Origin of the sequence: Kitasatospora sp. NPDC056446, assembly GCF_042796115.1 — a bacterium.
In the GTDB taxonomy this organism is placed as follows: Bacteria; Actinomycetota; Actinomycetes; order Streptomycetales; family Streptomycetaceae; genus Kitasatospora.
Genome location: NZ_JBHTRF010000003.1, coordinates 1 through 12,825, shown reverse-complemented (window position 1 = coordinate 12,825; position 12,825 = coordinate 1). Strand labels below are relative to the sequence as shown.

At 73.6% G+C, this 12,825-nt stretch carries 13 protein-coding genes; 5 read left to right on the top strand and 8 right to left on the bottom strand.

What is annotated here, in order from left to right:
• The 4 genes from ACFQ6N_RS02730 to hisC all read right to left on the bottom strand — a co-directional run bounded on the left by ACFQ6N_RS02730 (window position 1) and on the right by hisC (window position 4,901).
• Complete coding sequence (locus ACFQ6N_RS02730; protein WP_380646394.1) at window positions 1–1,215, bottom strand: ABC transporter permease; 1,215 nt, start codon at window positions 1,213–1,215, stop codon at window positions 1–3.
• Complete coding sequence (locus ACFQ6N_RS02725) at window positions 1,212–2,030, bottom strand: ABC transporter ATP-binding protein (protein WP_380646393.1); 819 nt, start codon at window positions 2,028–2,030, stop codon at window positions 1,212–1,214. Before ACFQ6N_RS02725 ends, ACFQ6N_RS02730 begins: the two co-directional genes overlap by 4 nt.
• Before the next feature lie 2 nt (window positions 2,031–2,032).
• Window positions 2,033–3,472: an efflux RND transporter periplasmic adaptor subunit gene (locus ACFQ6N_RS02720; protein ID WP_380646392.1), complete on the bottom strand. Its 1,440-nt coding sequence runs from the start codon at window positions 3,470–3,472 to the stop codon at window positions 2,033–2,035.
• A gap of 349 nt (window positions 3,473–3,821) precedes the next feature.
• The gene (hisC, locus tag ACFQ6N_RS02715; RefSeq protein ID WP_380646391.1) at window positions 3,822–4,901 is read right to left on the bottom strand and encodes a histidinol-phosphate transaminase; all 1,080 of its coding nucleotides are present in this window, start codon (window positions 4,899–4,901) and stop codon (window positions 3,822–3,824) included.
• 346 nt (window positions 4,902–5,247) lie between these two features.
• Between hisC and ACFQ6N_RS02710 the strand changes: the two genes are divergently transcribed.
• The 3 genes from ACFQ6N_RS02710 to ACFQ6N_RS02700 all read left to right on the top strand — a co-directional run bounded on the left by ACFQ6N_RS02710 (window position 5,248) and on the right by ACFQ6N_RS02700 (window position 9,146).
• Complete coding sequence (locus ACFQ6N_RS02710) at window positions 5,248–6,405, top strand: LacI family DNA-binding transcriptional regulator (RefSeq protein WP_380646390.1); 1,158 nt, start codon at window positions 5,248–5,250, stop codon at window positions 6,403–6,405.
• A gap of 194 nt (window positions 6,406–6,599) precedes the next feature.
• On the top strand, window positions 6,600–8,003 hold the full coding sequence (locus tag ACFQ6N_RS02705; RefSeq protein ID WP_380646389.1) for a metallophosphoesterase: 1,404 nt from the start codon (window positions 6,600–6,602) through the stop codon (window positions 8,001–8,003).
• 228 nt (window positions 8,004–8,231) lie between these two features.
• Window positions 8,232–9,146, top strand: coding sequence for a hypothetical protein (locus ACFQ6N_RS02700; protein WP_380646388.1), 915 nt, complete (start codon window positions 8,232–8,234; stop codon window positions 9,144–9,146).
• A 45-nt stretch (window positions 9,147–9,191) separates the two neighbouring features.
• Here ACFQ6N_RS02700 and ACFQ6N_RS02695 read toward each other — a convergent pair whose 3' ends face one another.
• Window positions 9,192–10,100 carry a LysR family transcriptional regulator gene (locus ACFQ6N_RS02695; RefSeq protein ID WP_380646621.1) on the bottom strand — a complete coding sequence of 303 codons (909 nt, stop codon included), beginning with the start codon at window positions 10,098–10,100 and terminating at the stop codon, window positions 9,192–9,194.
• Between the two features lie 165 nt (window positions 10,101–10,265).
• Here ACFQ6N_RS02695 and ACFQ6N_RS02690 point away from each other — a divergent pair, with 165 nt between their 5' ends.
• Window positions 10,266–10,652 carry a VOC family protein gene (locus ACFQ6N_RS02690; RefSeq protein WP_380646387.1) on the top strand — a complete coding sequence of 129 codons (387 nt, stop codon included), beginning with the start codon at window positions 10,266–10,268 and terminating at the stop codon, window positions 10,650–10,652.
• A 110-nt stretch (window positions 10,653–10,762) separates the two neighbouring features.
• Here the strand turns inward: ACFQ6N_RS02690 and ACFQ6N_RS02685 are convergent, their stop codons facing one another.
• Window positions 10,763–11,212: a DUF5994 family protein gene (locus tag ACFQ6N_RS02685; RefSeq protein WP_380646384.1), complete on the bottom strand. Its 450-nt coding sequence runs from the start codon at window positions 11,210–11,212 to the stop codon at window positions 10,763–10,765.
• 265 nt (window positions 11,213–11,477) lie between these two features.
• Between ACFQ6N_RS02685 and ACFQ6N_RS02680 the strand changes: the two genes are divergently transcribed.
• On the top strand, window positions 11,478–11,903 hold the full coding sequence (locus tag ACFQ6N_RS02680) for a CBS domain-containing protein (protein ID WP_380646383.1): 426 nt from the start codon (window positions 11,478–11,480) through the stop codon (window positions 11,901–11,903).
• Window positions 11,904–11,973: 70 nt separating this feature from the next.
• Here ACFQ6N_RS02680 and ACFQ6N_RS02675 read toward each other — a convergent pair whose 3' ends face one another.
• Together ACFQ6N_RS02675 and ACFQ6N_RS02670 are read right to left on the bottom strand one after the other, a co-directional pair.
• Entirely contained in the window at window positions 11,974–12,432 is a 459-nt protein-coding gene (locus ACFQ6N_RS02675; RefSeq protein ID WP_380646382.1) for a type II toxin-antitoxin system VapC family toxin, read from the bottom strand.
• Window positions 12,422–12,649: an AbrB/MazE/SpoVT family DNA-binding domain-containing protein gene (locus tag ACFQ6N_RS02670; protein WP_380646381.1), complete on the bottom strand. Its 228-nt coding sequence runs from the start codon at window positions 12,647–12,649 to the stop codon at window positions 12,422–12,424. Before ACFQ6N_RS02670 ends, ACFQ6N_RS02675 begins: the two co-directional genes overlap by 11 nt.
• Window positions 12,650–12,825: the final 176 nt, after the last annotated feature.

Below are 12,825 nucleotides of genomic sequence, written 5' to 3'. Positions count from 1 at the left end.
CTACTCGTGCCGGAGGGCGTCGATCGGCCGCAGCGAGGCGGCCCGGTTGGCGGGGTAGCTGCCGAAGAAGAGCCCGATGGCGACGGCGATGCCGAACGCGCCGAGCACCGACGCGGGGATCACCACCGGCTTGATGCCGACGATGCTGAAGTGCGAGCCGGCCATCCCGGCCGCCACCCCCAGCCCCGCGCCGATCACCGACAGCAGCGTCGACTCGGTCAGGAACTGCCCGAGGATCACCGCGCGCGGCGCTCCGAGCGCCTTGCGGATGCCGATCTCCCGGGTCCGCTCGGTGACCGTCACCAGCATGATGTTGGTGATCCCGATCCCGCCGACCAGCAGCGAGATCGCCGCCACCGCGCCGAGCAGCACCGTGAAGGTCTTCGTCGTGCTCTCCCTCGCCGTGAGCAGCGAGGCCTGGTTGGTGATCCGGAAGTCCGCCTTCGTGGGGTCGGCGATCGCGTGGGTGCCGAGCAGCACCCTGGTGATCTCCGCCTGGGCGGCGGTGGTGGTGTCGGCCGAGACGGCCTGCACCAGGATCTGGTTGACCGGGCCGAAGCCGGTGAAGGCGTTCTGGACGGTCGGCAGCGGGGCGATCACGACGTCGTCCGGGTCGGTGAAACCGGTGCCGCCCTTGGCCTGGAGCACGCCGACCACGGTGAACGGCGTCCCGCCGAGGACGACCTGCTTCCCGACCGGGTCCTCGGCGGCGAACAGCTGCTTCGCCGTGGTGGCGCCGAGCACCGCGACCTTGCGCGAGCCGAGCACGTCGTCGGCGGTGAAGTACTCGCCGCGGGCGACCTTCTGGTTGGCGGTCTCGAAGTACGCCGGGTAGGTGCCCACGATCGAGCCGGGGCTGTACGAGATGTCCCCGTACAGCGCCGTCCCGCTGGTGGTGACCACCGGCGCGACCGACTTGATCGCGGCGGAGGCGTCGGCGTCGCCCGCCAGCGCCTTGGCGTCCGCGATCGTCAGCTTCTTGCCGGCGGCGGCGGACCGGGCCCCGCCGGTCGCCGAACCGGCGCTGACGGTGAGCGAGTTGGTGCCGAGCGAGGTGATCGAGTCCTTGACCGCCACCGACGAGCCGTTGCCGACCGCCAGCAGCAGGATGACCGAGGCGACACCGATCAGCACCCCGAGCATGGTGAGCGCCGAGCGCACCTTGTTGGCGGCCAGGCCGCCGACCGCGAAGCGGAGCGTCTGCCAGAGGATCATGCGGACACCCCCGCCGGGTCCGCCACGTCCGCGAACACCGCCGGCGGCGGCCCCTCGACGGGGGCCTGCCGGACGTCGCTCACGATCTGGCCGTCGACCAGCCGCAGCACCCGCTTGGCGTGCCGGGCGACCTCGTCCTCGTGGGTGATCAGCACGACGGTGCGGCCGGTGGCGTTGAGCCCGTCGATCAGGGCCAGCACCTCCTCCGTCGACCTGCTGTCGAGGTTGCCGGTGGGCTCGTCGGCGAGCAGCATCGCGGGCGCGGTGACCAGTGCCCGCGCCACCGCGACGCGCTGCTGCTGGCCGCCGGACAGCTCGTTGGGCTTGTGCCCGGCCCGCTCGCCGAGGCCGACCAGGGAGAGCGCGGCCATCGCCCGGCGGCGCCGCTCGGCGGCCCGGACGCCCGCGTAGGCGAGCGGCAGCTCGACCTGGGCGAGGGCCGTGGTGCGCGGGATCAGGTTGAAGGACTGGAAGACGAAGCCGATCTTGCGGTTGCGCACCAGGGAGAGCTGCTGCTCGTCCAGGTGGCCGACGTCGACGCCGTCCAGCAGGTAGCGGCCGGCGGTCGGCACGTCGAGGCAGCCGAGGATGTTCATCAGGGTGGACTTGCCGGAGCCGGAGCTGCCCATCACGGCGACGAAGTCGCCCTGTTCGATGTCCAGGCTGACGCCCTGGGGTTCGCCGGTCTCCGGGTCGGACGGGCCGCGCAGCGCGTGCACGGTGGCGTCGCCGTGCCCGTACGCCTTGGTGAGCCGGCGGATCCGGATCACCGGCACCGGTGTCGCGGGGACGCGCTTGTCGATGACGTGACGCATGCTCAGCCCCGACCGCCCCGGCCGCCGCCCGCGCCGCCCGTACCGCCCGCGCCGCCGGTGATGCCGCCCGGGAAGACCCCGGACCCGCCGCCGCCGCCGGCCCGGCCGCCGCCGTTGGCGCCCGGGAAGGAGCCGTTCGGGAAGCCGTTGCTGCCGCTGGTGGTGGGGAGTTCGACCTTGTCGCCCTCCTTCAGCCCGGAGACCACCTGCACCGTGCTGTCGCCCTCGACGCCGACCCCGACGGTGACCCGCTCGGTGCTGCCGTCCGTGTGCACCACGGTCGCGGTGCGGGAGGTGCCGGTGCCGGACAGGGCGGAGGTGGGCAGCGAGAGCGCGGCGTCGGCCTCACCGGTGATCACCTGGACGGTGGCGCTGAGGCCGGTGCGCAGCGTGCTGGTGTCGCCGGTCAGCTGCAGCGTGGCCGCGTACTGGACGGCGGAGGAGCCGGCCGCGCCGCCGGATCCGCTGCCGCTGGGCAGCGAACTGACCGACAGGACGGTCGCGTTGAGCTTGGTGTCGGACTGCGCGTTCAGGGCGACGGTGGCCGCCTCGCCCTTCTTCAGCTTGAGCGAGTCGAGCTCGGAGAAGTTGGCGGTGACCTGCATCCCGGTCGGGTTGGTGAGCACGATGAAGCCGCTGGGCGTACCCGAACCCGTGCTCGTACCGGTCGACTTGGCGGAGCCGGAGGAGCCCGAGGAACCGGAGGAGCCGGAGGCGCTCGCCCCGACCGTGTCGCCGACCTTGCCGGAGACCGAGGCGACCGTCCCGTCCACCGAGGCGGTCAGGGTGGTCCCGGCCAGCGCCGCCTGGGCGTTGGAGAGGTTGGTCTGCGCGGTGGCGACCTGCTGCTGGGCCTGGGCCACGGCCGCGTCGTCGACCTTGGTGGTGGTGATGGTGGTGGTCTGCGGGGCGGGCGTACTGCTCCCGCCCGCCCCGCGTCCGCCACCGCCCGCGGCCCCGCTGCCCGACCCGGTCCCGGATCCGCTGCCGGTCCCGGTGCCGGACCCCCCGGCGGCCGGCGCCGGGAGCTGCTCGGTGGTCGTGGTGGTGACCCCGGCCTGCGCCTTCGCGAGGTTGGCTTGGGCCGTGGTGAGGGCCCCCTGGGCCGCGTCCACCTGCTGTTGGGCCGCCGTGGTGTCGACGGTGGCGAGTACTTGGCCCTTCTTGACGGCGTCCCCGACCGCGACCTTGACGGCGGTGAGCCGGCCGCCGGTGGTGAAGTCCTGGGCCGCGTCGGTGGGGGACACCAGGGTGCCGGTCCCGGACACGGTGGCCAGGACCGTGCCCTTGGCCACCGTCGCGGTACGGGCCACGGGCTTGGCCGAGGCCGGGCCGGAGCTGCCGCTGACCGTGGTGTACACCAGGGCCGCGCCGCCCAGCAGGGCCACGCCGAGCGCGGAGTTGACGAGGACGGCACCGCGCCGCCGTGGGAGCACCTTCATGCCGGACAGCTTCGCGGGGAGCTCTTGCGGAGCCCTGGACGCGGGCTGGGAGAAGACTGACCGGCCGGATCCGGGCATTGCGGACGTAACGGCTGCCCTGTGCGTCCGGCTTGGCCGCTCCGTGGCCAGTCGTTGGCCGAACTCCCAGCAGGCTCCCAGCGATCCCCAGCCATCCGGGAGCGAGCCGGGAACGGCCGGGCCGGGACAGCGCGTCGGGACAGCACGTCGGGACAGCGCGTCGGGACAGCGCGCGGGAACGCCGCAGGGGCGCGCCGGCGAGCGGCACACCCCTGCGGCCCCGCGCCCGCGCCGCGCCCCCGCTACCGGGTGCCCGCGCGGCCCGGGAGGGTCAGAGCGACTTGCGGAAGGCCTCAGCCACCGACAGGAGGATCGAGTTGCCCTCGGCCTCCCCGATCGACACCCGCACGCCCTCCGGGAACGGCCGGACGATCACACCGGCCGCGGCACAGGCCGCGGCGAAGTCCGCCGAGCGCTCGCCGAGCCCCAGCCAGACGAAGTTGGCCTGCGAGTCCGGGATCTCCCAGCCCTGGGCGCGCAGCCCGGCCACCACCCGGGTGCGCTCCTCGACCAGCGCGTCCACCCGCTCCATCAGCGCCTCCTCGGCGCGCAGCGAGGCGACCGCGGCGTTCTGGGCGAGCTGGTTCACGCCGAACGGGACGGCGGTCTTGCGCAGCGCGGACGCGACCGGCTCGTGCGCGATCGCGAAGCCGACCCGCATGCCCGCCAGGCCGTACGCCTTGGAGAAGGTGCGCAGCACGCAGACGTTCGGGCGGTCGCGGTAGAGGTCGATGCCGTTGGGCACCTCGGCGTCGCGGATGAACTCGATGTAGGCCTCGTCCACGACCACCAGGACGTCGCCGGGCACGGCGTCCAGGAAGCGCTCCAGCTCGGCGCGGTGGATCACGTTGCCGGTGGGGTTGTTGGGGTTGCAGACGAAGATCAGCCGGGTGTTCGGGGTGATCGCGGCGAGCATCGCGTCCAGGTCGTGGTCACCGGCCTCGGTGATCGGCACCGGGACGGGCGTGGCACCGGCGACCTGGGTGATGATCGGGTACGCCTCGAAGGAACGCCAGGCGAAGATCACCTCGTCGCCGGGGCCGGCCGCGGCGAGGATCAGCGACTGGGCGACGCCGACCGAGCCGGTGCCGGTGGCGATGTGCTCGACGGGCACGCCGAAGCGCTCGGCGAGCACCTCGGTCAGCTCGGTGACGCCCATGTCGGGGTAGCGGTTGAGTGAGCCGGCCGCCTTGACCGCCGCCTCCAGGACGCCGGGCAGCGGCTCGAAGGGGTTCTCGTTCGAGGACAGCTTGTAGGCGTCGGCGCCGGCCGGCTTGCCGGGCTTGTAGGTGGGGATGCCGTCGAGGGTCGGCCGAAGCCGCGGGCCCTGCGCTGACGTACCACTGCTCACGGTCGTACTCCGTTTCCAGAAGTTGCGGAACTCTCCGGTGCGCTCGCCCGCCACGGACGGGTTCGCCCCCCGTGCCCAGGATCTCCTGACGCGCCCGGACCACCCCGGTCGGGTGCCATGCACGATACCGACCGCCCTCACCCGTAGGAGTGAGATGCCCGGACGGGTTACAGGCGCAGATCAGCCATTCTGCCCGGTTCCTTTGGCACATGTCAGAGGTAAGAGGCCTGGTTTCAGGCGGGTATCGAAGGGGCGCACCCCGGCTCACTCTTGGAGAAACGTATCCCCACGGGCTCCCGATGCGCCGGTCACAGACCCTTGTCAGGAGCCATACGATCGGTCCGCCATGACAGCAGCAGCCAACCAGAGCGGTAGGCGCCCCACCACCTCACGGCGCCTGGAACGGGCCGGCATCCGGGATGTGGCGGCAGCCGCCGGAGTGTCGATCACCACCGTCTCCGACGCGCTGAACGGTAAGGGGCGCCTGCCCGACGAGACCCGCAGCCGGGTGCGCGAAGTCGCCGAGCGCCTCGGCTACCGCCCCTCGGCCGCAGCCCGCACCCTGCGCACCGGACGGTCCGGCCTGATCGGCCTGACCGTCACGACGTACGGCGAAGAACCCTTCACCTTCACCGAGTTCGCGTACTTCGCCGAGATGGCCCGGGCCGCGACCAGCGCCGCGCTCGGACGCGGCTACGCGCTGGTCGTCCTGCCCGCCTCCTCCCGCCACGACGTCTGGGGCAACATCGCCCTGGACGGCACCGTGGTGATCGACCCGCCCGACCAGGACCCCCTGGTCAGCGAGCTGTACCGGTCCGGCGTCCCGGTGGTCAGCGACGGCAAGCCGGGCAACTGCCCGGTCACCGCCTGGGTCGACAACGACCACGAGGCCGCCGTGCTCGGCATCCTCGACCACCTCTCCGAAGCCGGCGCCCGCCGGATCGGCCTGCTCACCGGCACCAGCACCGACACCTACACCCGGCTCTCCACCGAGGCCTACCTCGGCTGGTGCGCCAAGGTCGGCCAGGAACCGGTGTACGAGACCTACCCCGCCCACGACCCGGCCGCCGGCGCCGTCGCCGCCGACCGGCTGCTCGCCCGCCCCGACCGGCCCGACGCCGTCTACGGACTGTTCGACCCCAACGGCACCGACCTGCTCGCCGCCGCCCGCCGGTACGGCCTGCGGGTGCCCGACGACCTGCTGCTGGTCTGCTGCAGCGAGAGCGACGTCTACGCCACCACCGAGCCGCCGATCACCACCCTCTCGCTCAAGCCCCGCAAGATCGGCACCACCGTGGTCAACCTGCTCATCGACGCCATCGAGGGCGTGGACTCCGGGACGGGAGTCGACATCGCGCGGCTCTTCCCGCCCCGGTACCGCACCGCCGGGACCGGCCCGCCGCCGGGCACCCTGATGCCGACCGAGCTGATCGTCCGCGCGTCCTCCCAGCGCCGGAGTCCGCGCACCACCGTCAGCCCGCCGCGCTCCCCCGGCGAGGTCTAGACCGCCGCCGCCGAACCGGCGGCGGCGGGCACCGACCGGAACCGGGCGAACACGAAGGGAGCCCGGCCAGAGCTGACGAGACCATAACGAGCCAGGACAAAACGGACCCTCAGGGGCCGCCCGGCTGACGCTCCGGAGGATTGGATACCCACCAGGTGACGACGGCGGGAGAGTGGTCTTCCTATGATGGGCGAATGACACCCGAGGACCGCTTCCCCGGGCCCGAGCACCCCCACTCGGGCCCCCGCCACCAGCCGGACCTCGACGTGCTGCCGTACGGCACCTATTACGAACCCGAGCCCGTCCAGGACTACCCCGGCACCCCGTACGACGCCGAGACGTACAGCGGCTACGGCGGCGCCCGCTACCTCGAACAGCACTGGCACACCGACGGCCAGGGCCACACCGTCCACGCCCAGGGCCACGGCACCGGCGGCGCCCAGGACCAGGCGGCGGCCTTCTCCCAGCAGGACCACGGGAGTTACGACGGGCAGGACCACGGGGGGTACGAGGGGCAGGAGCGCGGGGGGTACGACGGGCAGGACCACGGGGGGTACGAAGGCCAGGAGCGCGGGGGGTACGAAGGCCAGGACCACGCCGGCTACGAGGACACCAGCGGCTACGACGACCGCGCCGGCTACGAGCCGACCCTCCCCGACCAGCCCTCCCCGGCCCTCCGGCTCGACGGCGGCGACGGCCGCGACGACCCGCCGACCATCGAACTCGGCCCGCCGCTGCCCGACCCCGCCGCCCCGACCTACCCGTACCCGGCCCCCGGCCCCGGCGAGCCCCCCGGCCCGGTCTACGTCGTCGGCGACGTCCACGGCTACCTGGAGGAGCTGCGCGCCGAGCTGCACCACCAGGGCCTGATCGACGCCGACGGCCACTGGTCGGCCGGCCGCGCCCGGATCTGGTTCCTCGGCGACTTCACCGACCGGGGCCCCGACGGGATCGGCGTCATCGACCTGGTCATGCAGCTCGCCGCCGAGGCCGCCGCGGCCGGCGGCTACTGCCGCGCCCTGATGGGCAATCACGAACTGCTCTTCCTCGGCGCCTCCCGGTACGGCGACGAACCGGTCCAGTCCACCGCCGGCACCGCCTCCTTCCTGGCCGCCTGGCGGCTCAACGGCGGCCAGCAGAGCGACCTGGACCGCCTGGAGACGCACCACATCAGCTGGCTGTCCCGGCTCCCCGCCATCGCGCTGGAGGACGACCACCTGCTGCTGCACTCCGACACCACGGCGTACCTGGAGTACGGCGAGTCCATCACCGACGTCAACGACTCCGTGCACGGACTGCTCGCCGACGGCACCGTGGACGAGTGGTGGGACGCCTTCCGCCGCTTCACCAAGCGCTTCGCCTTCCGCGGCGACGCCGGGCCGACGGCCGTCCACGAGCTGCTGGACACCTACGGCGGCCGCCGGATCGTGCACGGGCACAGCCCGATCCCGTACCTCACCGGCGCGGTCCACGCGGACGACGGCCAGCCGCCGCGCATCGACGGACCGTACGTGTACGCGGACGACCTCGCGGTGGCGATGGACGGCGGCGTCACCATGGAGGGGCGCCTGCTGGTCGCCCGACTGCCCATCAACTGAAGCTCCGTATAGAACAGTTGTTCCCGGCGCCCGGGCCGTCGCACGCGCGCGGCCCGGGGCGCGAAATTCCGGAAACCGACTGTCAGCCCGGGCACCCCCGCCCCTACCATGAGGCACACCACACCCGGCCGCCCGTCCGGCGGCCCGCCTCCGCGCCCGGTTCGGCGCCCCGAGGGCGCCCGCGCCCCCGTGACGGAACGAACCGGGGTCCGCACGAACGGGGTCCCCATGTCCAACCCCCCGCCGCTGCTCGCCGAGGACCGCCCGGAGTACGAGCGCCTCCTCACCGAAGCCCTGCGCGACCGCACCGTCCTCACCGCCCTGCGCGCACCCGGCGCACTGCCCGCCGACCAGCTGCGCGGCCGCGCACTGCGCGACGCCGACGGCATCAACGCCGCGGCCGCCACGGAGTACGCGCACTACACCCGGCTGCGCGACAGCCTGCGCACCACACCCCCACCGGCCCCCGGAGCCGAACCCGCCGCCCCCGGCCTGCTCACCCAGCTGCGCTCCGCCAACGGCGGCGCCGGGCTCTTCCCCGTCCTCACCGTGCTCACCCCGATCCTGGCCTGGGCCGCCGCCCTGTTCCTGCTGCTGATCGGCTACCTGCTGCACGCCACCGACCAGGGCCTCCTCCTCGGCCGCTCCCTGATCACCGCCGGCTGGGTCGCGCTCGCCGCCGGAGTCGCCGCCATGGCCATCGGCATCGTCGGGCTGCTCCTCACCGCCATACGCGACGGCACCGCCGCCGCCCCGACCGGCACCGACCCGGAACTCGCCGCCGAACTCGCCGACGCCCGCACCGAATGGCGCACCACCCTGCGCGAACGCGGCCTGCTCCCCTATCTGCACGCCGCGCTCCCGCCGGTGCCCGCGCCACCGGTGCCCGCGCCCGCGCCCGGGGCCGGGGCCGGGGCCGGAGCGGCTACCGGGGCCGACGGTGGGAGCGGCGCTTCCGAACGGCCCGACTTCAGCAGCCCCGACTTCAGCAGCCCCGGCTACAGCTCCCCCGCCTTCACCAGCCCCGACGGCCCGACCGGCCCCGACGGCCACGGCACCCACCCCGGAGCCTTCACCACCCCCGACTTCACCGGCCCCGGCTACACCCCGCCCGCCTTCACCAGCCCCGACGACGTCGGCTGAACCGGGCCCGCCGGCCCCCGCCCCGGGCCCGCCCGCGCGACGGCGTCACCCGGGAGCCCCTGCGGCCCCCGCCGCATCCGCCGCATCCGCCGCCGCCCGGACGAACGCCAGCACCCGCGCCGTCGAGTTCCCCTCCCGCCAGACCGGCCCGCGTTCGATCGGGGGCGCGTCGTGGATCGGCACATAGGCGACGTCCGGGCGGGGGTAGTAGCGGCGGGAGTGCTCGCCCACCGGGAGGACGCCACGGCCCAGCGCGACCAGGCTCAGCATCTCGGAGAACGTCCCGCCGGACGGGCCCTTGGGCACCGGGCGGCCGGACGGCGTGCGGTCCGGGGTGCGGTCCCGCTTGAACCCCGCCGAGGTCACCGCCGGGTACTGCACCACCGGGTGGTCGGCGAGCACCTCGACCGACACCGACCGCTCCGCCGCCAGCGGATGCCCGGCCGCCACCGCGAGCACCCGCCGCTCGGTCAGCAGCACCGGCCCCCGGGCCATCCCGTCGAACGGGTAGGAGGCGATCAGGACGTCGACCGAGCCGTCCACCAGGCTCGCCCGCGAGTTGGAGAGCTGCACCTCCCGTACGTCCACCCGGCAGTCCGGATGCCGCTCGCCGAACAGCGCCACCGCCCTGAGCAGCACCGGGGCCGTCCACTCCCCGAGGAACGCCACCCGGAGCTCCCCGGCCGTCCCCCGACTGGCGTCCTCCGCCCGGCGCAGGGCCGCCGTCATCGCCTCCACCGCCGGCACCAGGTCGTCCGCCAACCGCCGCCCCACGGCGGTGATCCGGACCGACCGGCTGGTGCGCTCGAACAGCGGTCCGCCGATCCGGCGCTCCAGCTTCTTCACCACCTGGCTGACCCGCCCGGTGGTCAGGTGCAGCCGCTCCGCGGTCCGGCCGAAGTGCAGTTCCTCCGCGAGCGCGAGGAAGACCTCGGTCTCCAGCCGCTCCAGCATGCCGCCCACCCCTCGATCATTGAATCCGGCTCAACGATCGTACGGCGATCACGCGTTGATGACCGCCCCGGCCCGGAGGATCGTGGAACCCGTCACCGACCGCGCCGACCCGCCCGCCGGCCGGCAGCCCGCCGCACCGCGACCGCCACCGCCCAAGGACCCGCCATGCGCGTAGTAGCCCTCGACCACCTGGTCCTCAACGTCGCCGACGTCGAACGCTCCCTCGCGTTCTACTCCGGCCTCCTCGGCCTGGCACCCGTCCGCGTCGACGAATGGCGCGCCGGCCGGGCCCCCTTCCCGTCCGTCCGCGTCACCGCCGACACCATCATCGACCTGGTCGGCCGGCCCCGGCAGGAGTCCAACGTCGACCACATCTGCCTCACCGTCGAACCCCTCGACTGGCAGGAGGTCATCGACTCCGGAGCCTTCACCGTCCTCGAAGGCCCCGTCCCCCGCTACGGCGCCCGCGGCTCCGCGACCTCCCTCTACGTCCGCGACCCCGACGGCAACACCGTCGAACTCCGCTGGTACCCCCGGGACACCACCGGCTGACGAACCTGCCGCCCCGGCCCCACGGGGGTGGGCCGGGGCGGCACACCACCACGGAACCCCTTGCGGCCGGGGAAGCGACGACCTCGATGCCGAGCCTTGCCGGAATGCCCTCAGCCGAGCAGGAGTTCGACCGCCGGGGTGTGGTTTCCGGTCTCCGAGGCGCCGGCCATCGCCGACGCGGCCGTGGCCGGGGCAGTGCCGGGCGGCACCACCAGCAGCAGGAAGTGGTCCTGGAAACCCCGGGTGACGCTGATCGTCGCGTCGCTGCCGGTGAACCAGTTGATCCTGATCGGCAGGCCGTCCGCCATGACGGACCGGGGCACGCCGTCCCAGGCGGAGGTGTCGAGGCCGACCCGGACGATGCGCCCGACGTGAGCGCCCAAGGCGGTGATCAGGTCCGGGAGTTCGGCGAGGACGTGGTTCGAGCGCGGCCACCACGCGCCGTCGAAGACACCCTCCCGCGACATCGTCGGCTCGAGTTCCAGCCGCGGCAGCAGCGGGGAGCCCGGCACCGTCCACGGCCCGGGGGCGGAAGAGCTGGGGAGGGGGATCGGCATCATGCGGAGCCGCCCGTCCGGTCCGAGAGGGACCCGTCACGACCCAGGGCGACGTCGGCGCTGATGCCGGTGTACGGAATGTCCTCGGTATGTCTCCCACGGTACTCCGCGGCAGTCCTTCCCGGGCCGCCCCGGGCCGCCCGCCACCGGAGTAGGCTCGTGGACATCCAGGGCATCCCGTATTCCGGTACCCGTTCCGGCTTCGTTCTGGGTGAAGGACAGCCCGGCCGCCCCCGGCGGGCAGTCGGAGACGGGAACGGTGGACGCCGTGACCACTCACACCCCGCAGCCGGAACGGCGCGGCCGCGGCCTCACGGTCGCCGACGCCATGGACCCCTGCGACTACCAGATAGCCGACGACAACACCGTCGACCAGGCCGACGACATCCTCCGCGGCGCCGGCATCGAGTACCTGCTCGTCCGCGGCCACGACGGCCGGTGCGAGGGGCTGGTCACCCGCACCGGGCTCCACCCCTTCCTCACCCGCTCCTGGTACACCGAGCGGACCGCGATCAGCGCCACCGCCCACCAGCGCGGCCCGTTCACCTGGCCGACCATGGGCCTGGCCCTGGCCGCGATCGCCATGCGGGTCAAACACCTGGCGGTCTGGCCCGTCGTCGACGAGGACGGCTACATCCTCGGCGTCCTCACGGCGGACCGCGCCACCGTCCTCCTCACCACCCCGCCCGGGTGAACTCCCGCCCCCGGTCGGGAGCACTGCTCCGGGCCATCAGGCGGAAGACCGGCCCGGCCGCCACCGGCGTTCACTGCTCCGGCCGGGGACAGATCAGTTCGACCGTCGGAAAGTAGGTCCGGTAGCGCGAGGCGTCGCGCGTGAGCAGCCGGTAGCCGCGCACGGCCGCGTGCGCTCCGATGTAGAAGTCCGGCAGCGGCGCGGTCTTCTGCCCGCCACGCTTGCGGTACAGCAGAAAGGCCTTGCCCGCCAGGAAGCCCGCCTCGTACGGGAGCGGCTCTCGCGCGAAGTCCGCAGCGGGCAGGACCGCGTCCAGGTCCTCGATCGCGGCATGCGCCACCGAGACCTCCGCGTAGACGATCGGGTTGATCACCACCTCCCCCTCGTCCTGGGCCTTGGCCAGTGCGGCCTCCGACCAGTCGGCCCAGTTCTCGTCATCGGTCATCAGGTCGAGCAGCACGCAGGAGTCGACCAGCGTCACCGGCCGGTCGTGGCCCGGCCCGACCAGCCTCAGCCGACTACTCGCCACGCAATAGCTCCATGATCTCGTCCGTGGACATCCCTCCCGCGGCGCTCCCCCTCATCCGGCGGGCCGCCCGCTGCCCTCTGGAGCCGTGCCCCTCCCGGCGCACTATCCGCAGGACGCCGTCCTCCTCGACGACGTCCACCTCGTCCCCGGGTCGCAGACCGCACTTCTCGCGAAGGTCCGCGGGGATGGTGACCTGCCCCTTGCTGTTGAGCCGCATCTCCCACCTCCTGTACCACGTAATACCTCTACCACGTAATACTAGACCGGCCCCTTCGCCCCCGGAAGCGGTCGAGGAAGCACCACCCGGCCCTCCGCCGGGTGCGGAAAACGGCGGTGGGCCCGGGGCGCGGCCCGACCGCCCGGCCCCCCCCCGCCCCCGGCGGGCAGGGGCCC

Coding starts and splice junctions, on each gene's coding strand:
- ACFQ6N_RS02695 (WP_380646621.1), bottom strand. CDS start 10,100: ATGCTGGAGCGGCTGGAGACCGAGGTCTTCCTCGCGCTCGCGGAGGAA.
- ACFQ6N_RS02670 (WP_380646381.1), bottom strand. CDS start 12,649: ATGCGGCTCAACAGCAAGGGGCAGGTCACCATCCCCGCGGACCTTCGC.
- ACFQ6N_RS02725 (WP_380646393.1), bottom strand. CDS start 2,030: ATGCGTCACGTCATCGACAAGCGCGTCCCCGCGACACCGGTGCCGGTG.
- ACFQ6N_RS02730 (WP_380646394.1), bottom strand. CDS start 1,215: ATGATCCTCTGGCAGACGCTCCGCTTCGCGGTCGGCGGCCTGGCCGCC.
- ACFQ6N_RS02685 (WP_380646384.1), bottom strand. CDS start 11,212: ATGATGCCGATCCCCCTCCCCAGCTCTTCCGCCCCCGGGCCGTGGACG.
- ACFQ6N_RS02710 (WP_380646390.1), top strand. CDS start 5,248: ATGACAGCAGCAGCCAACCAGAGCGGTAGGCGCCCCACCACCTCACGG.
- ACFQ6N_RS02705 (WP_380646389.1), top strand. CDS start 6,600: ATGACACCCGAGGACCGCTTCCCCGGGCCCGAGCACCCCCACTCGGGC.
- ACFQ6N_RS02690 (WP_380646387.1), top strand. CDS start 10,266: ATGCGCGTAGTAGCCCTCGACCACCTGGTCCTCAACGTCGCCGACGTC.
- ACFQ6N_RS02700 (WP_380646388.1), top strand. CDS start 8,232: ATGTCCAACCCCCCGCCGCTGCTCGCCGAGGACCGCCCGGAGTACGAG.
- ACFQ6N_RS02720 (WP_380646392.1), bottom strand. CDS start 3,472: ATGAAGGTGCTCCCACGGCGGCGCGGTGCCGTCCTCGTCAACTCCGCG.